The 23,648-nt window shown below is 37.5% G+C and carries 21 protein-coding genes and 1 tRNA gene; 15 read left to right on the forward strand and 7 right to left on the reverse strand.

The genetic code is table 11. From position 1 onward, the window contains the following. Positions 1 to 34: 34 nt before the first annotated feature. The 6 genes from H3Z82_RS09410 (at position 35) to era (ending at position 5,158) form a co-directional block, all read left to right on the forward strand. Positions 35 to 1,942 carry a LysM peptidoglycan-binding domain-containing protein gene (locus H3Z82_RS09410; protein WP_182205250.1) on the forward strand — a complete coding sequence of 636 codons (1,908 nt, stop codon included), beginning with the start codon at positions 35 to 37 and terminating at the stop codon, positions 1,940 to 1,942. Then, positions 1,939 to 2,340 (forward strand): OsmC family protein, encoded by a 402-nt coding sequence (locus tag H3Z82_RS09415; RefSeq protein ID WP_182205251.1) that lies wholly within the window; start codon positions 1,939 to 1,941, stop codon positions 2,338 to 2,340. Before H3Z82_RS09410 ends, H3Z82_RS09415 begins: the two co-directional genes overlap by 4 nt. Then, entirely contained in the window at positions 2,340 to 2,891 is a 552-nt protein-coding gene (locus tag H3Z82_RS09420) for a DUF922 domain-containing protein (RefSeq protein WP_182205252.1), read from the forward strand. Before H3Z82_RS09415 ends, H3Z82_RS09420 begins: the two co-directional genes overlap by 1 nt. Beyond that, entirely contained in the window at positions 2,891 to 3,118 is a 228-nt protein-coding gene (locus H3Z82_RS09425; protein ID WP_182205378.1) for a DUF3820 family protein, read from the forward strand. Before H3Z82_RS09420 ends, H3Z82_RS09425 begins: the two co-directional genes overlap by 1 nt. Before the next feature lie 35 nt (positions 3,119 to 3,153). Beyond that, complete coding sequence (locus tag H3Z82_RS09430; protein ID WP_182205253.1) at positions 3,154 to 4,167, forward strand: YihY/virulence factor BrkB family protein; 1,014 nt, start codon at positions 3,154 to 3,156, stop codon at positions 4,165 to 4,167. A gap of 109 nt (positions 4,168 to 4,276) precedes the next feature. Continuing rightward, the gene (gene era, locus H3Z82_RS09435) at positions 4,277 to 5,158 is read left to right on the forward strand and encodes a GTPase Era (RefSeq protein ID WP_182205254.1); all 882 of its coding nucleotides are present in this window, start codon (positions 4,277 to 4,279) and stop codon (positions 5,156 to 5,158) included. 588 nt (positions 5,159 to 5,746) lie between these two features. Here the strand turns inward: era and H3Z82_RS09440 are convergent. Continuing rightward, entirely contained in the window at positions 5,747 to 6,253 is a 507-nt protein-coding gene (locus H3Z82_RS09440) for a GTP-binding protein (RefSeq protein WP_182205255.1), read from the reverse strand. A gap of 78 nt (positions 6,254 to 6,331) precedes the next feature. Here H3Z82_RS09440 and der point away from each other — a divergent pair, with 78 nt between their 5' ends. Together der and H3Z82_RS09450 are read left to right on the forward strand one after the other, a co-directional pair. After that, positions 6,332 to 7,636, forward strand: coding sequence for a ribosome biogenesis GTPase Der (gene der, locus H3Z82_RS09445; protein ID WP_182205256.1), 1,305 nt, complete (start codon positions 6,332 to 6,334; stop codon positions 7,634 to 7,636). A 92-nt stretch (positions 7,637 to 7,728) separates the two neighbouring features. Continuing rightward, positions 7,729 to 10,509 carry an outer membrane beta-barrel protein gene (locus H3Z82_RS09450; RefSeq protein ID WP_182205257.1) on the forward strand — a complete coding sequence of 927 codons (2,781 nt, stop codon included), beginning with the start codon at positions 7,729 to 7,731 and terminating at the stop codon, positions 10,507 to 10,509. A gap of 194 nt (positions 10,510 to 10,703) precedes the next feature. Here H3Z82_RS09450 and H3Z82_RS09455 read toward each other — a convergent pair whose 3' ends face one another. After that, complete coding sequence (locus H3Z82_RS09455) at positions 10,704 to 12,293, reverse strand: peptide chain release factor 3 (protein ID WP_182205258.1); 1,590 nt, start codon at positions 12,291 to 12,293, stop codon at positions 10,704 to 10,706. Between the two features lie 125 nt (positions 12,294 to 12,418). Here H3Z82_RS09455 and idi point away from each other — a divergent pair, with 125 nt between their 5' ends. The 6 genes from idi (at position 12,419) to H3Z82_RS09485 (ending at position 15,670) form a co-directional block, all read left to right on the forward strand. Continuing rightward, positions 12,419 to 12,940, forward strand: a complete 522-nt coding sequence (gene idi, locus H3Z82_RS09460; RefSeq protein WP_182205259.1) for an isopentenyl-diphosphate Delta-isomerase — start codon at positions 12,419 to 12,421, stop codon at positions 12,938 to 12,940. A 2-nt stretch (positions 12,941 to 12,942) separates the two neighbouring features. Continuing rightward, positions 12,943 to 13,353: a 6-pyruvoyl trahydropterin synthase family protein gene (locus tag H3Z82_RS09465; protein ID WP_182205260.1), complete on the forward strand. Its 411-nt coding sequence runs from the start codon at positions 12,943 to 12,945 to the stop codon at positions 13,351 to 13,353. Positions 13,354 to 13,418: 65 nt separating this feature from the next. Next, positions 13,419 to 14,390 carry a type I phosphomannose isomerase catalytic subunit gene (locus H3Z82_RS09470; protein ID WP_182205261.1) on the forward strand — a complete coding sequence of 324 codons (972 nt, stop codon included), beginning with the start codon at positions 13,419 to 13,421 and terminating at the stop codon, positions 14,388 to 14,390. A gap of 75 nt (positions 14,391 to 14,465) precedes the next feature. Further along, positions 14,466 to 14,735, forward strand: coding sequence for a hypothetical protein (locus tag H3Z82_RS09475; RefSeq protein WP_182205262.1), 270 nt, complete (start codon positions 14,466 to 14,468; stop codon positions 14,733 to 14,735). Between the two features lie 56 nt (positions 14,736 to 14,791). Next, positions 14,792 to 14,865: transfer RNA gene (locus H3Z82_RS09480), tRNA-Thr, on the forward strand. Positions 14,866 to 14,986: 121 nt separating this feature from the next. Next, the gene (locus H3Z82_RS09485) at positions 14,987 to 15,670 is read left to right on the forward strand and encodes a M15 family metallopeptidase (protein WP_182205263.1); all 684 of its coding nucleotides are present in this window, start codon (positions 14,987 to 14,989) and stop codon (positions 15,668 to 15,670) included. Positions 15,671 to 15,760: 90 nt separating this feature from the next. Here the strand turns inward: H3Z82_RS09485 and H3Z82_RS09490 are convergent, their stop codons facing one another. The 5 genes from H3Z82_RS09490 to H3Z82_RS09510 all read right to left on the reverse strand — a co-directional run bounded on the left by H3Z82_RS09490 (position 15,761) and on the right by H3Z82_RS09510 (position 21,003). Next, positions 15,761 to 17,644 (reverse strand): M1 family metallopeptidase, encoded by a 1,884-nt coding sequence (locus H3Z82_RS09490; RefSeq protein ID WP_182205264.1) that lies wholly within the window; start codon positions 17,642 to 17,644, stop codon positions 15,761 to 15,763. Between the two features lie 50 nt (positions 17,645 to 17,694). Then, complete coding sequence (locus tag H3Z82_RS09495; protein WP_182205265.1) at positions 17,695 to 18,054, reverse strand: DoxX family protein; 360 nt, start codon at positions 18,052 to 18,054, stop codon at positions 17,695 to 17,697. A gap of 6 nt (positions 18,055 to 18,060) precedes the next feature. Beyond that, positions 18,061 to 19,044 carry a hypothetical protein gene (locus H3Z82_RS09500; protein WP_182205266.1) on the reverse strand — a complete coding sequence of 328 codons (984 nt, stop codon included), beginning with the start codon at positions 19,042 to 19,044 and terminating at the stop codon, positions 18,061 to 18,063. Positions 19,045 to 19,543: 499 nt separating this feature from the next. Continuing rightward, the gene (locus tag H3Z82_RS09505) at positions 19,544 to 20,785 is read right to left on the reverse strand and encodes a DEAD/DEAH box helicase (protein WP_182205267.1); all 1,242 of its coding nucleotides are present in this window, start codon (positions 20,783 to 20,785) and stop codon (positions 19,544 to 19,546) included. A 65-nt stretch (positions 20,786 to 20,850) separates the two neighbouring features. Then, positions 20,851 to 21,003 (reverse strand): SsrA-binding protein, encoded by a 153-nt coding sequence (locus H3Z82_RS09510; RefSeq protein WP_182205268.1) that lies wholly within the window; start codon positions 21,001 to 21,003, stop codon positions 20,851 to 20,853. A 614-nt stretch (positions 21,004 to 21,617) separates the two neighbouring features. Between H3Z82_RS09510 and H3Z82_RS09515 the strand changes: the two genes are divergently transcribed. Beyond that, the gene (locus H3Z82_RS09515) at positions 21,618 to 23,606 is read left to right on the forward strand and encodes an endonuclease (protein ID WP_182205269.1); all 1,989 of its coding nucleotides are present in this window, start codon (positions 21,618 to 21,620) and stop codon (positions 23,604 to 23,606) included. Positions 23,607 to 23,648 lie beyond the last annotated feature (42 nt).

The raw sequence follows: 23,648 nt of genomic DNA on the forward strand, positions 1-23,648 counted from the left end.
TTGCAGTTTTCATTCAATTATACAAAAATATAACATGAAAAAACTCATTTTAATTTGTTTCATTACATTGTCTTGCAGTTGGTTTGCCAACGCGCAAAAGTTTAAAGCGCATACCGTAAAACCAGGCGAAACTATAGAGTCCATCGCTAAGAAATATCAAGTTTCTGTCGCTGATATTTATGCTTTAAATCCAGATGCCAAAAGAAAATTAAACCCGAATTCAGTTTTAATCATACCAAATGCATCTGCTATTTCATCGGATGCCACAACGGAAACCAAAGAGCTGATTGGTTATGCATCTCATAAGGTTAAGCGTAAGGAAACACTGTATGGTATTTCAAAACAGTATGATGTTGAAATAGCGGATATAAAAAAGCACAATAAACGTCTGTATTCGGAGAATTTAAGAAGAGGAGACGAAATTAGGATTCCGAGATATAAAATAGTGGTTTCAAAAGTGACACCAAGTAGTGCGCTTAAAACATACAAGGTACAGCCCAAGGAAGGGAAATGGCGCGTCGCGTATAAATTTGGAATTACCGTAGCCGAGTTGGAAGCATTGAATCCAGGTATGAACGAGGTCTTGCAGCCAGGGGACGAAATAAATGTACCAAGCACCACCGATGAAAAAGTCATCGACGATAATTTTAATTATTACACGGTTCAAAAAAGCGAAGGCTATTACCGTTTGAAGATCAAATTAGGCTTGACCCAAGAGGAATTGGAAAAACTTAATCCAGAATTAATGGTCGACGGGTTAAAAGAAGGCATGGTTTTAAAAGTACCTCAAAATGTTACTGTTGGAGAAGTTGCTGGAGAGGTTGAAGCAACAAATCTCACAAAAAATTTAAGGAATTTAAAAACTAAGCAAATCGCTGTTATGCTGCCTTTTCGGTTAAGTCGTGTAGATGTCGGTTTGGTTGAGGAGGCCAAAGAAATGATTAAAACAGACCGTCGCTTGTCGGTTTCTCTCGATTTTCACACGGGTGTTTTAATGGCCGTAGATTCGGCAAAACAATTAGGTATCTCAACAAAATTAAAGGTTTTTGATACTGAAGATCAACTTGCCGAAATTTCAAATATTTTAAATAGCAACGATTTTTCTGAATATGACGCGGTGATTGGACCGTTAATGGCCAATAATTTTGATCGTGTGGCGCGAGCGTTAGAAAGGAATCAGGTACCAGTAATTTCACCAATTACAAAGCCAGGACACTTGTTAGATAATGTTTTTCAAACCATTCCGGAGCCACAGATGCTGGAAGATGCCATCATTAAATATGTTAAAGATGATCCGTCTAGAGTGAATGTGGTGATCATATCGGATCATTCAAAAAGAGCAATTAGCAATCGGTTGAAATCTGAATTTGCAAGTGCAAAACAAATCTTCTCTCGGAAAGACAAGGACGGACGCGATGCGTTCTATATTATGGCTGCCGATTTAAGCGGTGCTTTTTCAAACGGAAAAAATTATATTTTTCTAGAAACTGCTAACGAGGCTTTGGTGTCCAATGTAACGAGTATGCTCAACGGATTAACCAATAAAAATCAGAATATTGTTTTAGTCACTACCAATAAAACCGATGCTTTTGAAGGATCAAATGTGTCCAATTATCATTTAGCAAGTTTGAAGTTTCACTACCCAAACACTCATAAAAGCTTGAATTCAGATCAGCAGAACAGTTTCGTAAAATCCTACAAAAGTAAATACGGCATTGAACCAAATAAGTTTGCTGCCAGAGGATTTGATCTGACCTTTGATGTGCTTCTTCGATTGGCGTCTGACGAAGACTTGTACAAGGCGTCATCAAATGCTATCGAAACACAGTACACTGAAAACAAATTTAGATATGCCAAACAATTAAATGGTGGCTATTATAATGAAGCCATTTATATTGTGAAATATACAAGTGATCTTACTATAGAAGAAGCGAAATTATGACCTCAAAAGTAGTTTGCCTGGGCGACTTAAGAACCGAATGTACCCATATTAAATCGGGAGATACATTTATTACCGATGCGCCTACCGATAATAACGGTAAAGGTTTGGCGTTCTCTCCAACTGACACTATTGCTACCGGCTTGGCAAGTTGTATGATGACCGTTATGGGTATCAAAGCAAGGGATTTAGGTGTGGATATGACAGGTACAAGCTCTGAAGTCACTAAAACAATGGCCAGCAATCCAAGACGTATTTCCAAGATTGAAGTTATCATGAATTTGCCCGTCGAGACCGATGAGAAAACAAAAAAAATTCTTGAAAACACTGGTAAAACTTGCCCGGTCCTTTATAGTCTACATCCAGATATAGAAAAAACCATCACCTTTAAGTGGATGTGATGATTTATAAGCTGTTTTTTATATTGGCATTGTTGGTTAATGGCCCATCCGATAATGAAGATGTTTTGGAATGGGATGAAAATATTCAACTCAAGTGGTCTGATTTTAAGGGTCAACCCCAAGATTTTGGAGATATTGTGGCCATAACTTCCTCTGGGATATCATTTAAATTCTCCATTAAGGAGGGAAATGGTCAAGTTATAGAATTCAACACTCAAGTACAGGCCCATTTTTATCCTAAACGTTCTTGGGTCCACAAGAAAAAATCATCCGATCATATTCTCGCCCATGAGCAGTTGCATTTTGATATTACGGAATTACACGTGCGTAAATTCAAAAGCGAAATCAGTCAATTAGAAATCTCCAATAACATTAAACAACATCTAAATCAGACCTATAAGCATATTAATAGAGAGCTGGCCATTATGCAGCATACGTATGATATAGAAACCAATTACTCCAGAAACGCCATAATGCAATCTGCTTGGAAAATTAAGGTAGATAATGCGTTGAAACGCTATGGTGATTATAAAAACATTCATAAAAAGTGATAGAACCAGATAAGACTTTTCTCATCAAACTCGCGCATACCAAAATGCCATTTGGCAAATATGAAGGAAGGTTTCTAATTGATTTACCAGAATATTATGTGGTTTGGTATCATAATAAAGGTTTTCCTAAGGGACAGCTTGGCTTGATGCTTGCGACGGTATATGAGCTAAAATTAAATGGTTTAGAGGACTTAATTCGCAACATTAAAAGGACGTATCCAAAGTAATTTTTTAACTTTAAGATATAAAAATTCGTTTCCCAATGGATGCAGAATCAACAAATAAATCAGAAAAGTCAGAGCATTTAGAAGAAAATTTCAAATTAAAGCACCTCCCTTCTTTATTCGTAAAAAGTTTCAAAACATGGAATGATGAAGATCCATTTCGATTAAGTGCTGTGGTGGCGTATTATGCCGTATTGTCTCTACCCGGACTAATTGTTATTCTGATCAATATTGTAGGTAGCATTTGGGGTCCTGCGATTGTGCAAGGCCAATTGACACAAGAAATAAGCGAAGTTTTAGGACAGGATGCCGCCGATATCATTAAAACTATTGTTACCGAAACACTCAATACGGAAAAGAATATTATTTCAACCCTGATTGGAATTGCCAGTATAATTTTTGGGGCTACAGGGGTATTCTACCAATTACAGATTTCGCTCAATAAAATCTGGAAGGTAGAAGAATCCGAAAAATTCAGCCTTAAAAAACTCGTTACAGATCGGGCCAGGAGTTTTGCATTTATATTGGTCATTGGATTTTTATTGCTGATAAGTTTTATCATTTCTGCAATTTTGGGTGTATTAAGTAGTTATATAAAAGAAGTATTTCCGCAAATAGTACTCTATGTTGCTTATTTGTTGGATTTGGTGCTGTCTGTAGCGGTTGTGACTACGCTTTTTGCGCTGATGTTCAAATACATGCCAGATGCAAAAATCAAATGGAAAACGGTGTGGATTGGCGCCTTTATTACAGCCTTACTCTTCACCCTTGGTAAATACCTATTGGGTCTATATTTCGGAACTGCCAATCCTGGATCAACTTACGGAGCCGCTGGTGGTATTGTTTTGGTGCTACTCTGGGTATCTTATTCGTGTCTTATTTTCTTTTTTGGAGCAGCGTTTACCAAGGAGTTTTCAAAAAAATATGGACACGATGCGTATACCATTTCTGAAGTGCTTGAGCAGATTGAAAAGGAGAAGCACGACTCCAAGAACAATCAGGGACTTCATGGACCATCCAATTGGAAGGGCAGGCGAGGTCCAGAGGCATAATTTCCGAATTGCCTTTTTAACCAAGGGAAGACTTGTGCTATTAAAACCCATGGGTGTGAATGATTCGTCTTAAAATTTAAAACTTATCTTTGTAAAAATTATCAGTAAGATGCATAAAGCAGGTTTTGTAAATATTATAGGAAATCCAAATGTTGGAAAATCAACTTTGATGAATGCCTTTGTTGGCGAAAAACTATCCATTATCACCTCTAAAGCACAAACAACAAGGCACCGTATTCTTGGCATTGTCAATGGCGATGATTTCCAGGTCATTTTATCCGATACCCCAGGAATTATCAAACCGGCTTACGAACTTCAGGCATCCATGATGGATTTTGTGAAATCTGCCTTTGATGATGCCGATGTCTTGATATACATGGTGGAAATAGGAGAACAGGAACTTAAAGATGAGGCCTTCTTTAAAAAAATCACCAATGCTAAAATTCCAGTGCTATTATTGCTCAATAAAATTGACAAGTCTGATCAACAGCAATTGGAAGAACAAGTGCAGTTATGGTCTGAAAAAGTACCAAATGCGGAAATTTACCCAATATCCGCCTTAGAAGGATTTAACGTTAAAGAAGTCTTTGGGAGAATTATTGAGCTCTTACCAGAATCGCCAGCATTTTATCCAAAAGATCAATTGACGGACAAACCGGAACGTTTTTTCGTGAACGAAACCATTCGGGAGAAAATTCTGATGCACTACAAAAAGGAAATTCCCTACGCTGTAGAAATTGACACTGAAGAGTTTTTTGAGGAAGAAAACATTATCCGAATGCGGTCTGTTATTATGGTAGAACGCGAAACTCAAAAAGGAATCCTCATTGGACATAAGGGTGCTGCTTTAAAAAGAGTAGGTGTTGAAGCCAGAAAGGATTTGGAACTGTTCTTCGGTAAACAAGTCCATTTAGAACTCTATGTTAAGGTGAATAAAAATTGGCGAAGTGACCAGAAACAGTTAAAGCGCTTTGGGTATAACCAAAAGTAGGTTACAGTTACGAGTAGGCAGTTTTCAGTTGAGATGCCATCCAAAACTAATGCCAAAAATGTGGATTCGTATATATGTTTCAAAACCTCTCTGGGGAGCTCTGTTTAATAAGCTTATTAGTGGGTAGTTGGTAGAGGGTAGTTGGTAGAGGGCTTGCTCAACAAATCAGTTAAACAAAAACTGTTTCTCAAAAAACCGCTCTGTGGAACTCTGTGCTCCTTTGTGGAACTCGGTGTGATAATTTATTAGAGGGTAGTTGTTAGAGGGTAGTGGGTAGTGGGTAGAGGCTTGCTCAACTCAAAATCTGTTAAACAAAGACTGTTTCTCAACAAACCGCTCTGTGGAACTCTGTGCTACTTTGTGGAACTCTGTGTAATAACTTATTAGAGGGTAGTTGTTAGAGGGTAGTTGGTAGAGGGTTTGCTCAACTCAAAATCAGTTAAACAAAGACTGTTTCTCAAAGAACCGCTCTGTGGAACTCTGTGTAATAATTTATTAGAGGGTAGTGGGTAGTTGGTAGAGGGCGCTCAACTCAAAATCTGTTAAAAACTCTCCGCGGTACTCCGCGAAACTTAGCGTAACAACTCCCTATATCAATCCATTTGTTTTTAGAGTTGTATCCATAAAATCATAAAGGTTGTGCATCTCCTCTTTGCCTTTAGCTCTCCCATACCGACCTGCAAAATATAGTCCAAACCAAACCACCACCATAAATAGCATCAATCCCATAGGCAATGCATAGGTGTTTTTTAAAGTCCAATTGGTATAGGTCCATATTCCAAAGGCAATAAAAAGCCCTGCAACTAAAAAATGCAAAAACATAAACATGGTCCATACGGTCGGATTTGGTCCAAATAGCCCATGGAGTGTTGAAGTTTTGTCGTCTATTTCATTGATTTCCAGATGTAATTGTGGCGACCAAAACTGTTGCTCATGAGTGGGCAATCGTATAAAAACATGGTCGTCAACCCGAACTATTTTATAAATTTTGGAGGTTGATTTCGCCTCCTCAAATGTTTTGAGAACAAACGCATTGCCATGGTTTAATTCCATTTTAAAACGTGGTCTCAGGACAATTTCGTTTGATATTGACATAGATATAATTTAAAGCGCTGAAAAATACTCTATTTTTTTCAGAAAGGAAACACTACCTTTGCAAACAATTTAGAAGTCATGAGTAATATAGTAGCCATAGTAGGTCGTCCAAATGTAGGTAAATCAACCTTATTCAATCGTTTAATTAAACGGAGGGAAGCTATTGTTGATGCCGTAAGTGGTGTGACCAGAGATAGACATTATGGAAAATCAGAGTGGAATGGACGTGAGTTCTCTGTAATTGATACTGGAGGATATGTTGTTGGTAGTGATGATGTTTTTGAGGTTGAAATTGACAAACAGGTGGAGCTTGCTATTGACGAGGCAGATGTCATCATTTTTGTGGTTGATGTTGAAACCGGGGTAACCGGAATGGATGAAGACGTTGCTGAATTGTTGAGACGGGTTAACAAACCAGTTTTATTGGCCGTTAATAAAGTGGATAATAATAAGCGTGCAGAAAATGCCGTAGAGTTCTATTCGTTAGGATTGGGAGACTATTTTACAATTGCCAGCATCAATGGGAGTGGTACGGGCGATTTGCTGGATGCCGTAGTCGAAGCACTGCCAGAATACATTGAAGAAGAGGAAAGTGATTTGCCAAGGTTTGCCGTTGTGGGGCGTCCAAATGCCGGAAAATCCTCTTTCATCAATGCACTTATTGGTGAAGAGCGATATATCGTTACTGATATTGCCGGAACAACCAGAGATGCCATTGATACAAAATACAACCAATTCGGATTTGAATTTAATTTGGTAGATACTGCGGGAATCCGTCGTAAATCAAAGGTAAAGGAAGATTTAGAGTTTTACTCGGTAATGCGTAGTGTGAGAGCTATAGAGCATTGTGATGTTGTGATTTTGGTCCATGATGCCACACGTGGTTTTGATGGTCAGGTCCAGAATATATTTTGGCTAGCAGAACGTAATCGCAAAGGTATTGTCATTTTAGTCAACAAATGGGATTTGGTTGAAAAAGATACCAATACGGTAAGGGATTACGAAAAACAAATCCGTAAAGAGATTGAACCTTTTACTGATGTCCCTATCGTCTTTATCTCTGCGCTTAACAAGCAGCGAATTTTTAAAGCTATAGAAACTGCAGTAGAAGTTTATAACAATCGCTCAAAGAAGATAAAAACCAGCAAGCTAAATGAGGTGTTATTGCCAATTATTGAGAATAATCCACCACCAGCTTTAAAGGGAAAATACGTTAAAATCAAGTACATTATGCAGTTGCCAACCCCGCAACCGCAATTTGCGTTTTTCTGTAATTTACCCCAATATGTTAGGGAGCCATACAAACGGTTTTTAGAGAATAAACTTCGTGAGGAATTTAACTTTCATGGCGTGCCTATCAGTGTCTATATGCGTAAGAAATAAAATTTAGGTTTTATTTATAGTTTTTTTAAGATTCCCGTCGGATATCTCTTATATCTTCGGTTTTTGAAAGCTATTAATTGTCAATCCAACACATGAAGAAATTTCTATTTATGCTCGCATTTTTGTGGGCATCAATGACTTTTTCCCAAGGTGTACCGTTTAAAATTTCTGGTACGTTAATTTCAGAAGAAGATCAAACACCATTAGAGTCGGCTACCATTTACTTGGAAACGCTTAAAGATTCCACTTTAGTAAGCTATACCATTTCAGATAAAAACGGAGCGTTTGTTTTAGATAACAGAACGTATGAAGATTCGTTAAACCTGACCATTTCCTATATCGGATTTGAAACATATACCAAAGTTCTCAAAATTGATAAAACGCCCATCAATCTCAAAACCATTGCTCTAAAATCTGCTAATGTCTTAGATGAGATTATAGTGCGATCAAGAGCGCCAATCACTGTAAAGAAAGATACTTTAGAATTTAATGTCGCCTCTTTTAAAACTAAAAGGGATGCCAATGTTGAGGACTTGTTAAAGGAGCTTCCAGGAGTAGAGGTGGATGAGGATGGTGCAATTAAAGTCAATGGCAAGGAAGTCAATCAAATTTATGTCAATGGCAAACCGTTTTTTGGCGACGATCCTACCATTACTACAAGAAATCTTACTAAAGAATTAATTGAAAAGATTCAGATTACGGATACCAAGTCGAAAGCAGAAGCCTTTAGTGGCGAGAAAGGGGACAATCAGAACAAAACAATCAACCTAACAATCAAAGAAGAAAACAATAAAGGTGTTTTTGGAAGGGTAGCCGCAGGCGCAGGAACTGATGATCGATTTGAATATGCTGGAATGATCAATATTTTTGATAATGAGCAGCGTTTGAGTATTTTATCTGGAGGAAACAACATTAACTCCTCAGGCTTTAGTTTTGGCGAGATTAGAAAGATGTTTGGCGGTTCCAGAAGGATGTCAGGAGGTAGAGGTGGCGGTTCTTTTAGTATTGATGGCCGGTCTTTTGGGGGCGGTCAAGGGATTACCACATCCACTACGGCTGGTGTTAATTATGCTGATGAACTTGGTGAGGGTAATGATTTTTCTGGTGATTATTTTTACTCAGGTAGTAATTCAAAGAATGCTACCGTTACTGAACGGGAAAATTTTTTGCCCGACTCTCGATATTATACGCGCTCTGCTTCCAATTCTGTTAACGATACGGATAGCCATCGGGCCAATATGGCTTTTGACATTAAGATAGATTCAACATTAATGGTCAATGTGAGGCCGTCTTTTAGTTTTTCTAAATCCACAAATACTTATGACCGTGAAGAGGCTTCCAGAGATGAGAACGGGCTGCTTACCAACCAGTCGGAAAGCGCATCTTTTGTGGAAACTATAGGAAAGAATTTTAGCAATAACTTTAATTTGACCAAGCGATTTGGTACTGGTGGCGCCTTTTTAAGAGTACACATGAACGCTAATATCAATGCCACAAATTCCGATGACTTTTTAGATTCGGAAACTAATATTTATGGCGACGTACCTAAAGATATTGTAAGAAAGCAGTTTACTGATGGCGAAAGAAGCTCCAACAGATTAAATATGGGCGTGACGTATCGATTGCCGCTAGAGGCAAAAAAATGGTTTATAGATTTTCGATATGGCTTTAATACTGATAAACGTAAAGACCTAAGAAGTACCTTTGATTTTGATGAGTTTTCACAATTATACGACGACTTCAACACCGAATTAAGCACCGATTTCATCAATAAAAACCAAACCCACTCGCCCAATATCAGATTGGTGTATAATTCTGATAAAATGACTTTCAGATTAGGCTCCGGCTACACCAATAGGATAATGGAAAATGCTGATAAATTGAGACCAGAATTGAGTTTAAAAGAAAGTTTTGATTTTTTGGATTTAGATGCGAATATGAATTATCGTTTTAGTCCAAAATCATCGGTTAACTTTAGATATGATTATGCAAATGATGCCCCTGCCATATCGCAATTGCAGCCTTTTGAAGATGTGTCAAACCCTCTGAATACCGTCACCGGGAATCCGAACTTAAAACCTTCAACAAGGCACGGTCTGAGTTTTGGATTTAATAATTTTGATTTTCAGAAACGAACTGGGTTTTACATGTATACCAGGGCTAATCTTACAGAAGACAAGGTGGTGTCTAAAACAACAGTTGACGAAAACTTGGTAAGAAATACAACCTACACCAACGTTGATGGTAATTATTCGGTGTCTATCGGTTCAAGTTTCAGTAAAGATTTTAGATTAGATTCTTTGCAGACTGTAAAGGTCCGATTAGGGCTATCTGGAAATTTAGGTAAGCAAGTCAACTTCAATAATGATGTAGAATACGCTGCTACAAGCACGAGACTGAATCCAAATTTAGAACTGACCTATAATTGGAAAAATCTTTTTGAAATCAGACCGAACTATCGCTTGTCCATCACTAAAACGCGATATGATTTGGAAGATTTTAACGACAGAAATTTTATGAGTCATAACTTAGGTATAAGAACAGCTACCTTTTTTCCTAAAAAACTGGAATGGCGAAATGATATCAACTATATGTACAATCCTAATGTGGCTCAGGGATTTCAAAAAAGTGCCTGGTTTTGGAACGCAACCTTGGCGTACTCTGTTTTGAAAGATAATGGTACGGTGACACTAAAAGTTTATGATCTTTTGAATCAAAATACGAATGCCCAACGGACCACGACTGAAAATTATATCCAAGATTCTCAAAGCACAGTTTTGGAACAGTATTTTATGTTGAGCTTTAGCTGGAAGTTCAATAGCTTAGGTCCAAAAGGAGAAACAAGAAGGGGTGGTAGGTTTAGGTTTGATTAAAAACAGACATGTACCTTGTAACTATATTTACTACTCCACATACATCCTCTTGCTTTTCTCTAAACCAAAGGGAATTAAAAGGATTTCTACCATGTCACCCTTTAGCGAGGGGCAAACTGGTAGAAAATAACTGAATTAGATTGGCTGAATAGTTGCTAAACCTGTATATACGTCTTTATGCCGCAGTACTTTAACTACTTGTATTCCGAAACAAAATGAAATTTAATACTCGGATAGGTTTGTTGTGTCATCTGCAATGTAAATTGAGAATCGGCTAAAAACACCAATTGGTCTTGTTTGTCTTTGGCCAAATACCGATGTTTTACTCTTAAAAAATCTTTGTATTCGTCGTTTTTTGGATCCGTTGGTTCTACCCAACATGCCTTAAAGACATTGACATTTTCATAAGTACATTTGGCACCATATTCATGCTCCAATCGGTATTGGATGACTTCATACTGTAACGCGCCTACGGTTCCTATAACTTTTCTGCCATTAAGTTCCAAAGTAAATAGCTGGGCCACGCCTTCGTCCATTAATTGATCAATGCCTTTATAAAGCTGTTTTGATTTTAATGGATCTGCATTATTGATGTATCTAAAATGCTCAGGAGAAAAGCTTGGAATACCTTTGTAATTGATGATCTCACCTTCAGTAAGAGTATCGCCGATCTTAAAATTGCCCGTATCGTGAATACCTACAATATCACCCGGATAGGAAATGTCCACTATTTCCTTCTTTTCCGCAAAAAAGGCATTTGGACTGGAGAATTTCATTTTCTTGTTTTTCCTGACGTGCAGATACGGTTTATTGCGTTCAAAAGCTCCAGAAACAATTTTTATAAAAGCCAAACGGTCACGATGGTTCGGGTCCATATTGGCGTGTATTTTGAATACAAAACCAGTAAACTCCTTTTCATCCGGTTTTACTAAACGTTCCTCACTTTGTTTAGGTCTCGGTTTTGGCGCTATTTCTACAAAACAGTCCAAGAGTTCACGAACCCCAAAATTGTTTAAGGCAGACCCAAAAAACACAGGTTGTTGTGTTCCATTTAAATATTCGTCTCTATCAAAAGTAGGGTAGATTCCTTCAACCAATTCAATTTCTTCACGAAGCGTATTGGCTGCTTTTTCTCCAATCAGTGCGTCTATTTCTTCTGATTCCAAATCGGAAATTTCTATGGTTTCTTCAATACTTTTTCGATTACTGCCACTAAAGAGGTTGATGTTTTTATCCCAAAGATTATAAATTCCTTTAAAGTCGTAGCCCATGCCTATTGGAAAACTCATCGGAATAACTCTCAAGCCAAGTTTTTGTTCCACTTCATCCAATAGGTCAAAGGCATTTCTTCCTTCACGATCGAGTTTGTTGATAAACACGATCATTGGAATCTTTCGCATTCTACAAACTTCTACTAATTTTTCGGTCTGTTCTTCCACACCTTTAGCAACGTCAATAACTACTATAACGCTGTCAACAGCAGTTAAGGTCCTGAACGTGTCCTCAGCAAAATCCTTATGCCCAGGCGTATCCAGAATATTTATTTTTGTGCCTTCATATTCAAATGCCAATACTGAAGTAGCGACAGAAATTCCACGCTGACGTTCAATTTCCATAAAGTCACTCGTTGCTCCTTTTTTAATTTTATTGCTCTTAACCGCACCAGCTTCCTGGATGGCACCACCAAATAATAATAATTTCTCGGTGAGTGTTGTTTTTCCGGCATCTGGATGCGCAATAATGCCAAACGTGCGTCGTCTTTCTATTTCTTTTTTAAAACTCATATTCTGCTAAAATGGGATGCAAAGATACTATTATTGAAGGCAAATTTGATAGAAGAATTAAACCGATTTTAATTTTAAGCTAACATTGATGCTTTTTATAACTTTTGTTGGTATTTTTGTAAGCTATGACTGAAGAAAGAGTAATTCTCGTTAATGAAAAAGACGAGCAAATTGGCTTAATGCCGAAAATGGAGGCTCACGAAAAAGCACTTTTACACCGCGCTTTTTCCGTGTTTATCTTTAATAAAAAAAATGAACTGATGTTACAGCAACGGGCGGCGCATAAATACCATTCGCCATTGCTTTGGGCAAATACCTGTTGTAGCCATCAGCGTGAAGGGGAAACCAATATTCAAGCAGGGAAACGCAGGTTGCAGGAAGAAATGGGTTTTGTAACAGAATTGGAAAATACGGTGTCATTTATTTATAAGGCTCCTTTTGACAATGGGCTCACTGAACATGAATTTGACCACGTGATGATAGGAAATTATGAGGACGACCCAGTTATAAATCCTGATGAGGTTGCCGATTGGAAATGGATGCCTTTAGAAAAGGTGAAAGCTGACATGCGCAAGCAGCCAGAGATTTATACGGAATGGTTTAAAATTATTTTCGATAAATTCTACGAACATATAAATAGAGGATGACCATGATTGTTACCGTAAGCAGAAAAGCACATTTTAACGCCGCGCACCGCCTTTTTAGAGCGGATTGGAGCGATAAGAAGAATGCTGAGGTATTTGGTAAATGTAGTAATCCTAATTACCACGGGCATAATTATGAATTGACCGTTAGCGTTACTGGTAAAATTGACCAAGAGACAGGGTTTGTAATGGATCTGAAAGTATTAAAGGACATCATTAAGGACGAAATTGAAGATTATTTAGACCATAAGAATTTGAATATTGAGGTGGAAGAGTTTAAGGCTTTGAATCCCACCGCCGAAAATATTGCTGTTGTAATCTACGATAAAATAAAACCCAAACTGAAACCAACCCTTGATCTGACCGTTACCTTATACGAAACACCTCGAAATTTTGTGACGTATTCTGGCGCTTAACCCATCAGAAATTACACTCTATTATTTTTTAGAGTCACGGAACTTATCGTTTTAAAAAAATCATTGTGAAAAACACCTTATATCCATTGAAATTCCAGCCCATCCTAAAGGATAAAATTTGGGGTGGCGAAAAACTAAAAAATTTATTGCATAAAGCGTCCCACTTACCAAATGTTGGCGAAAGTTGGGAAATCAGCGATGTGGAAGGCGATACATCTGTTGTAATCAACGGCAATTTAGAAAACCAATCCTTAAAACATTTATTGAGCACTTACAAAGCCGATTTGATTGGTGAAAAGAACTATAAGCAGTTTGGAAATAAGTTTCCACTATTGATCAAGTTTATTGATGCTAAAGAGGACCTTTCCATTCAATTGCACCCAAATGATGAATTGGCGGCGGAACGACATAATTCTTTCGGAAAAACAGAAATGTGGTATGTGATGCAAGCGGATAAGGATGCTAATTTGATTGTTGATTTCAATCAAAAAATGACTCCTGAACTTTATCTTGAACATTTAGAAAATAAAACCCTTCCTGAAATTCTCAATTTTGACAAGGTAAAGGCGGGCGATACATATTTTATCGAAGTTGGTAGGGTACACGCCATTGGAGCAGGGGTTTTACTTGCAGAAATCCAGCAAACTAGTGATATCACCTATCGTATTTACGATTGGGATCGGACCGATGATTTTGGCAATGAACGTGAGCTGCACACTGATTTGGCCATTGATGCCATCGGATTTGATATGGAGGACAATTTTAGGGTCACTTACAGCAAAACTGCAAACCAGTCCAACCCCATGGTAAGTTGCCAATATTTTACTACCAATTATTTACACGTTGATCAAACCATCGATAAGAAAAACACTTACGATTCGTTTATTATTTATATATGCGTTGAGGGAGAGGCTGAAATTAAGACTGAATCCCACTCTGAAACTATAAAGAAAGGTGAGACAATCTTACTTCCAGCGGCGATTAGCGCTTATCAAATTATTTCAAATGACGCCACTTTGTTGGAGGTTTATGTATAGTTAAAATATACACAATCCATTGTAGAGTGGATGTTATAATTGTTTACTTTTGTGAAAATTTTAAAAAATATAAAAATGGCAAATGTTAGAGACCTGAAAAAGGATATTAATTTTGTTTTAGGCGATATTATTGAAGCGGCTTATTTGTGGGAGTATTCAAACACCGGTAAAGACACAAAAAAGACTGAAGCTATTGTTGATGAGGCGATTACCACTTTTGACGAATTGATTGCAAAAGTCAATGCAAAAAATGTAGAAAACAAAAAGGCACATTTCAAAGCGATCAATGCTGAATTGGAAACAAGAGGTAAGGCACTGATTGAAAAAATTAATAATTTAGATTAATTTATTTCAAAAGATTTGCAAATATGGCTTTCGAGATTATATTTGCAGTCGCTTAGGCCGATGTAGCTCAGCTGGCTAGAGCAGCTGATTTGTAATCAGCAGGTCGTGGGTTCGAGTCCCTCCATCGGCTCTTTGTAAAACCTCTCATTTTGAGAGGTTTTTTTTTGCCGCATAGTTTAGGACATACAGGGGGATTTCTTTTTAGACCTCGGACAATTCCTAATGTTAATTTTGTTTAATTTAGCCTTACCATGAGGAAAAACAACATATTACTTTTAGTTTTTATTCTAATAGGTTTTGCATTTGTCAAAGCACCGGTAGCACAACTACCGGAAGGGTTTGTTTATGTTAAGGATCATATTCCTGATTTGGACGTAGAACTGCGGTATTATACCTCCAATAATTTTATAGGAAAGCCTATTGATGGTTATAATTCCAACCGATTGATTATGACCCGTGCCGCTACAGAAGCCTTGGAAAAAGTGCAGGATGAACTGAGATATCAAAATCTATGCTTAAAAGTGTATGACGCTTATCGTCCGCAACGGGCGGTAAATCATTTTGTGGCCTGGTCCAAAGATTTGACAGACACGATTCAAAAACGCGAATTTTATCCTGACGTCGATAAGCAGTTTTTATTTAGAGACGGTTATATTGCTTCTAAATCTGGACACAGTAGAGGAAGTACCATTGATTTGACCATTACTGATGGTAATACTGGAGTGCCTTTAGATATGGGGGGAGCTTATGATTTTTTTGGTGAACAATCTTGGCTTGATTATACCAATCTCACAGAAGTACAATTGCAAAACCGACAACTTTTGCAGGATGTGATGCTAAAGCACAATTTTAGGAACTACCCTAAAGAATGGTGGCATTTTACATTGAGATGGGAGCCATTTCCGGATACTTATTTTGATTTTGTTGTGGAGTAATTGAACCATAGGTCGGGATGGCCAATAGACAGGCAGTATTAATGTATCTATTGATAATTCCGGGTTGGTGGCCAATTATTTATAATGCCCTTACAATGGCTCGAGAACATCACTGTCAGACTCGTATCCCAATAGATGGTCAATGGTATTCGCGGTTACAGAGTGGTAGTTAGAACGTGATTTCTCGTAGATTTTTAGCGCATCGTCCAATCTGTCATTTCTTTTAAATGCTTTGAAAATAGTCTCTACATACCAACGCCGTCCTACTGAAGTCAAAAACTCTTCAATTTTGGCGTCCACATTTCTTCCGTGATAATCATGATTTATAGCCTGTTCATACCAAACCATCTGAATATAGGAATTTGAAGAATTGGTAAGGTTTAACATGTCGTCCAAGGTTTTCATCTGTTCCACCGTCATGGTCGTTGGAAAGTTTCTAATAAAATGCACCCATTCTTGAGGTGTCCACTCTTTGGTGAGCTCCTTATCGAATTTATTGTCCTCAATAAACTCTTGAAGTATATGTTCGACATTTTTAAATCTATCTGAAGTAACCACCGCTTGATTCTCAGGAACCCCGGGCTGGTTGATCCATTCATCAGTATTAAATGTGATCTTGTTTTTTTCTAATAAATTGGTGTTGAGGTAAGTCACAAATTTTTCTGTGGTCATGGTTGAGAAGGCATGTTTTTTAAAGTACTCTTGGAGAAAGGCGTCAAATTGATCACGGCCAACAGTTTCTTCCAAAGTTCTTAAAAAGAGATAGCCTTTGTCATAAGCAATGCTGTTCATGCCGTCATCAGGATTCTTACCTTTCAAATTAAGCTTGAGTTTAGTGGCGTTTGGTGTATCTTTTAGATATTCCAATTCATCGTCCAAATCCTGTCTGCTGATTAGCGCTAACATATCGGCACGTTCTTTTCCGTAGAGTGCCTCCATGATCCGCATTTCAAAATACACAGTAAAGCCTTCGTTGATCCAAAAGTCATTCCAAGTGGAATTTGTAACCAGATTACCAGACCACGAATGCGCAAGCTCATGTGCAATTAGTGAGGTTAAACTTTTGTCGCCAGCAATAACCGTAGGCGTTGCAAAAGTCAATCTCGGATTTTCCATCCCGCCAAAAGGGAAACTGGGTGGTAAAACAATAACGTCAAACTGTTCCCAAACATAATCGCCATAAAGATTTTCGGCGGCTGAAACCATCTTTTCCATGTCAGAAAACTCATCGAATGCTTTATTGAGCATTGACTTTTCAGCATAAACACCAGTGCGTTCACTAATGGCTTTGTAATTTAAATCGCCCACTGCCAATGCAATTAAGTAAGCAGGAATGGCCTGCTTCATTCTGAAGTGATACAGACCATTTTCTGTTTTTTCCTTCGGGTTTTCAGCGCTCATAACGGCCATCAAACCTTTGGGCACTTGTACGGTGGCCTCATAGGTTAAACGTATTTGTGGACTATCTTGAATGGGGATCCAGGTTCTCGTCAAGATGGCCTGTCCTTGTGTAAAAAGAAAAGGTTTTGTTTTATCGGCTGTTTGCGTGGGTCTTAACCACTGTAAAGCCTCCGAATCTTTTGTGGTTTTATAAAGAATTTCAATTTTCTTGGTGTCGTTTTTAATGGTAATGGTCAGTGGCTGTCCCAATATTTTATCGTTGGCCCCCAATGAAAATTCGGTTTCCTTGCCGTCAGCCATGACGGATTCAATATCTAAATTCTTTGAGTCTAAGATTATTTGTGTGCTATTATTATTGACAATGTCGTAAATGGCTTTACCCGTAATAATTTCATTTTTAAAATCGACCGCAATCTCTAAGTTCAAATGATTAACAAAGGCATTATTTGGTTTTGCATAAGAATGTGGTTCTTCCACGTAGCTATAAATTACTTCGTCTTCCTTTTCTTTAGATTCTGCACAGCCAGCCATAGCAAATAGGATTAAATAAAATAAAAGTTTGGGAGTATTCATGATGATTGTATTCGATTAAGTTAACTAAGATAATATGTTCATGGCCAAAATTAGAGTTGAAAATACCAAAACGCCCAATACATTAATACGAACTGAAGGGGAATTCGCAATAATAAGATCCATACCGGAATACCAGCACCTGCTTTTTTACTGGTTAACATATAATAATGCACAATTAAAAATACGACCAGCATGGCAATAATCCCAGATATGGCTATGTTTTTTGTAGCTGGGAAACACAGTCCAATACCTAACAAAATCTCAGCAATTCCGCTAAGAAATACCAGGACTTTAGGGTTGGGCAAGTATCTTGGCATAATGCGTAAATACATCTTAGGTTTGATAAAATGCATGATGCCAGCAAACACATAGATTGCTGCCATTAAGTAAAGATGCCAAGGATAAATCATTAGTTTTTAGTCTTTATAAACGTTAAAAGTGAGTCCGATACCGTAATTATTTAATCCCGATTGAAGTAAAGTGGATTGAAAATTATTGCCTTTCTCAAATCGCGTCCATTTATTTTCGTTGACAAAAATACGTTTAATGTATGTTTTATTTTCTGATATTTCATCCGTAAAAGGAAGTAGCGGTCTAAAATTGGTCGGGATTTTTATTATACTTCCATCTCTGGATTTAATCTCCTTGTATTTCTTATTCGTCAATAATTTGCCCTTATCGTCCGTGTATCCTAAAACCTGTAGGGATACAAATACGCCTGACTGCGGTATAAAGATGTCTTCGTCACTAACGTCCAATGTAAAGTTGTCCCCATCCTTTTCAGTCGCTCGGAAAACGATGTTCCGAAAGAGGATTTCTTTCCCTGGCTGACCATTCTCGTTGCTGTAAAATTTCACCTTAAATAGGGTGGAAAATGGTTTCTTATCTGCATTGGAGCGCTTTCGTTTGTCCCAATCTTTAGATTCTAAGGTAATAGGGAAATGTACCTTAGTTATTTTTTTCAAAGCATCATCCGGATTGTTAAAATACACGGCAATTTCAGATTCTATGGTTGGCAACCAGCAGTTGTAATAATCATCATCTAAATAGGGTTTGATTTTTTCCACTTTGAATTTCCGATCCACTTTGGCTGAAATCAATACTTCGTCCAAAGCATTGACTTCTGGATACATCAGAAGGGTTTTAGGTAAATTTGCAGTGGCAACTTTAAAATCTTTAAAACCTAGAGCAGATATATAGAGTGTATCAATATCTGGATAAAGTTTTTTCGTAAAGATAAATTGGCCTTCATCGTTTGCAAATAAACCGTTCCCGTTATTAAAGGAGACTGTGGCATAGGACACCGGATAATTGGTTTGAGCATCTTTTATAGTGGTTTGAGCAAAGCCTAAACCTACATAAAGTAACAATAAATAAAACGGTGTTGTTTTATAATTCATAGGGGTGTCTTTTAAGCGACGTTTGTTTTTTTGAAAGTTGCTGATAAAAGTTCAAGACTTTAAAGATACATTTAATAATAAAAACACGTTAAAAAATATGGAGCCGTTTTGAGAATTCTATGGAGCTGAGGCCTTTTATATATTGCCAATATGTTCGTGATAATAGCTGTAATTATTAGGAATAGTTATCCAATACAAAAATCTACCCGTAAGAAACGCACTTATAAATTGCAAGACGAAGTTTTTAAAATCAAAATGAATAAAATATTGCGATCTTCTGAAAAAGCAATCTATAAACTCTATAATGTCTAGGATGGATGTTGATTAGTTCCAAAGATGATATAGAAATTTAGACTTGAGTGCTTTCGTTTATTAAAATTCTATTCAATTGGATGAACATGTTAACGAACGAAAGCTTCAAATGTGCTTTAGTTTTAATAACTTTAAACTGACTATAAAGTATAAACTACAATTCAGTGCGCCCTGCTTCTGGCTTTTTTCAATACCAACGTTTCTTCTTGCTTTTTGAGCCTTTTCCTTTGCGTCCTTTCTTATGCTTACTTCCTGTTTTCTTGGAGGTATGAATTATAGGTTTTGCCTTTGGATCCAAAGGGTAGGGATGATCCTCTTCAACCGGAATTTGTAGGTTGATCAATTGCTGAATGCTCTTGATATAGGTCTTTTCATCCGCAGAACAGAAAGAATAAGAGTTGCCATAATGCTCTGCACGTCCTGTTCTTCCGATGCGATGCACATAGGTTTCAGGCACGTTTGGGATGTCAAAATTAATAACTGCATCCAATTCATGAATGTCAATCCCTCTGGCAGCAACGTCTGTGGCTATTAGAATATTGGCTTCACCATGTTTAAATTTATTTAGCGCCGCTTGACGATCACTTTGGGTTTTATCACCATGAAAGCTCTCAACCTTATACCCATTTTTAATGAGGGTTTGCTCGAGTTTCTCAACCCCAAATTTTGTCCGTCTAAAAATCAGAATATTGCCTTTAATTGTATTGCGCAACAAATGGAGGCACAATTCTATTTTGTGCTGTTTTGGAACATAATATAGTACTTGGCTTACATTTTTTGCCACTGATGATGTAGGGGTTACTTCTATGCGTTCTGGCGATTTTAAAATAGAGTTCGCCAATTGCTCCACTTTATAGGGCATGGTTGCTGAAAAAAGCAGAACCTGTTTTTCTTCTGGACAAAGCCGCTCAATTTTTGACACGTCATCAATAAAACCCATGTCCAGCATTAAATCAGCTTCATCCAAAACCAATATTTCAATATAATCTAAATTGATTTGGTCTTGTTTGTGCAAATCAAGCAAGCGACCAGGGGTGGCAATAACAATGTCGACGCCTTTTCTTAGAAGGTCAATTTGTGGATCAATGGAGGCGCCTCCAAAAATCACTATGGTTTTTAAATTGGTATAGGCACTGTAAGTCTTAAAGTTTTGAGCAATCTGAATGGCCAACTCACGAGTTGGACTGACAATTAAAGCTCTAATTTTCTTTGTTTTTTTAGACTCATCCTGATGGTCAAAAAGGAGTTGCAAAATGGGAAGTGCAAAGGCGGCGGTTTTACCCGTACCTGTTTGCGCAGAGGCAATGACATCTTTTTTAGCCAAAACCAAAGGAATGGTTCTTTCTTGAACTAAGGTGGGCGATTGGTAGCCGGTTTCAGCCAACGCTTTTAAAATGGGTTTGTTGAGTTGTAAGTCCTTAAATGACATTGATGATTATTTTCTGCAAAGATAGCAGAAAATATAGTTGGAATTTGAGGATTGTAGCTGCGGTTTTAATCTAACGCATTTTTTGTAACATAGACCCGCCAACCAATGATGGCCATTTGGAGTTTGGAAGCTTTGGATAGATCAAGCTGACGCTTGGAATAACTTGGAAGTAATGCTTTATTGATTTTTGCCAAAAATTTAAAAAAACTTCGTTTCATAATGATGCTCTGTTAAAGTGGATACTTTGTGCCGCTTCTGTAACAAAGATAAAAATTAAAGCCCTGAAAATTATTAAAATGAATCTTGTTTCAAAAAACTAAGACTAAAACTCATTCTAGACTGAGTTTTACTTAGCTGTTAGGTTTAATTAATCGAACAAATAATAACGATTATAATTTTGGCAAGTGTGATCATATTAGTAATGTTTTAAAGGTTAATACAGTGTTTTAATTGCAATTGTCCTTTCAATATATTGGTTTAAAATTGGATATTCCTAATATCATAATAAGTTTTAATGATTTTGACTTTATATTTATTATTAAAATAATCATTGTTGTTTTAGATGCATAGTTTTTTGCTTGATGATGGTTTGTTTATGTAATTATAAATGGAATATATTGTTATATAGTGTTAGGTTTTAAGCGTCTTTTTTGTGGTGTTTTGAAAATCTTAGAGAGATTTTATCCTAAAATCTTGTAATTTCAGCATGTTGATCATTTTGATGACTATTCGTACTGAGTTTTTGAAATTCAGAAATTGTTAAATTTACCGTTTATAGAGCTTCAATGTTTTTTATCTCAATTGGTTGTGTATCTTTAGTAAAAACCTCATAATGAAACATATAGCTGTATTTTTTCTTTTTCTGATCTTTTCGACCATAACCTTCGCACAGGTGGTTATCAATGAATTGGATTGTGATACGCCAAGTATCGACGACAAGGAGTTTGTTGAACTCCTATCCGAAACGCCCAATTTCCCTTTGGATGGTTATGTTTTGGTGTTTTTTAACGGATCAATAGCTGGTGGCAACACGAGCTATTTGGCGTTGGATTTAGATGGCTATGAAACTGATATTAATGGTATTATGCTTATTGGAAGTAGGTTTGTGGTTCCGACACCCCAATATTTAATACCTGTTTCTGTGATCCAAAATGGCCCTGATGCGGTGGCACTCTATCGTGGAAATGATGAGGATTTTCCTGAACATACTTTAGCTTATGTGGACGACAGGTTGGTGGATGTTTTGGTTTATGGTACCAACGATCCTGATGCCACTGGCTTGTTGGATATATTTAGAGCCTTTGATCCTGATATCCAACAGATCAATGAAGGTCCGAACAACAATACAAATTCCATCCAACGTTTTGTGGATGATGACGGTGTAGTTACCTATTTGACAGCAACGCCTACACCGAGGCAATTGAACGATGGTTCTGGGATTGTACTGAATGGCATTTGGATAGACATTGCGGAAACCCAATATAATGAAGGCGATATTTTTGATATTACTTTCACTACAGAACAAAATGTAACTGAAGATCTTACATTTAATTTAAGTTTGGACAATTTTGGTTTTAATGCCGCTGATTTTACTGGTGACACGGTACTGACAATTCCCAACGGATCAAACACCGTAACCACTACGATTTACATCATTGATGACGATGACGACGAAGGCGATGAGGTTATGAAGGTGACTATTTCAGGATTCCCACCAACATTTTTAGCGTTGAATAACCATTTGGAGATAAGAGTGGTAGATAATGATTTTACGATTGCTGCTTTTGGAACCCCTATAAATCCGACGTTCGGCATGGTCAATAGCACACAACCCGATGGCTATTACGATAGTTTGAATGGTTTGGCGGATGCTGATTTAAAACAAGCTATCCAAGACATTATCGCGGAGGAAGGCGTGATCAGGGCTCAAACTTATTCTGATGTCATTGATATTTTAAAAGAAGCCGATCAAAATCCTGAACACAGTAATGAAGTCTGGTTGGTATACTCTGAAACTGGGCGTCCAAAATTGGACTTTCAGATTTCAAGTGAAAGCCTTAATAAGTGGAATAGGGAGCATACCTATCCGCGAAGTAGAGGCCGATTTTATAGCATCGATTTAGATGAAGTTTTTGATGGCAAGGAGGTTTATTGGAATACCAATGCCGACTCCCTTCGACACGCAAATAGTGATGCACATGCGATCCGTGCCGCCGATTCGCGTGAGAATAGCAGACGGAGCAATTTGCACTACGGACAGTACAATGGACCAAAGGGAACTTTAGGCAAATTTAGAGGCGATGTGGCACGTGGTGTTTTTTATTTGGCCTTACGCTACAATGGTCTTGAAATTGTCAATGGGTTTCCTGAAGATACCGTAGGCGAGCTCGGAGATTTGGCAACTTTATTGGAATGGCACCGAAATGATCCGCCTGACGATTTTGAAATGAACCGAAACAATATCATTTATACTTGGCAATACAATAGGAATCCTTTTATCGATTTGCCCGAATTGGTTGAATATATTTGGGGAAATCGGGGAGGACAAGTTTGGAATAAGGAATTGGGTTTAAAAAAGAACATTGCGCTGAATCTTAAAGTTTTTCCAAATCCGATCAGAGATCAACTACACATTTCAGGAATTCAGAGCGAGACTCAAATAGAAGTCTTTAGCATGGATAATCGTCAATTGATGCGGCATCGGGTGACAGAAGATGTGTCTTTGAGCCTATCTTCCGATTTTGGTTTGTCAACAGGCGTTTATCTGATGCGGTTGGAATCAAAAGGAAATGTCTTGACTAAAAAGATTATGATCGAATGATAATCAGGAGCTTGAAAAAGAGAAAGCCCAAATTCTTTTTTG

This window comes from Gelidibacter maritimus (genome assembly GCF_014062315.1).
Classification (GTDB): Bacteria; Bacteroidota; Bacteroidia; order Flavobacteriales; family Flavobacteriaceae; genus Gelidibacter; species Gelidibacter maritimus.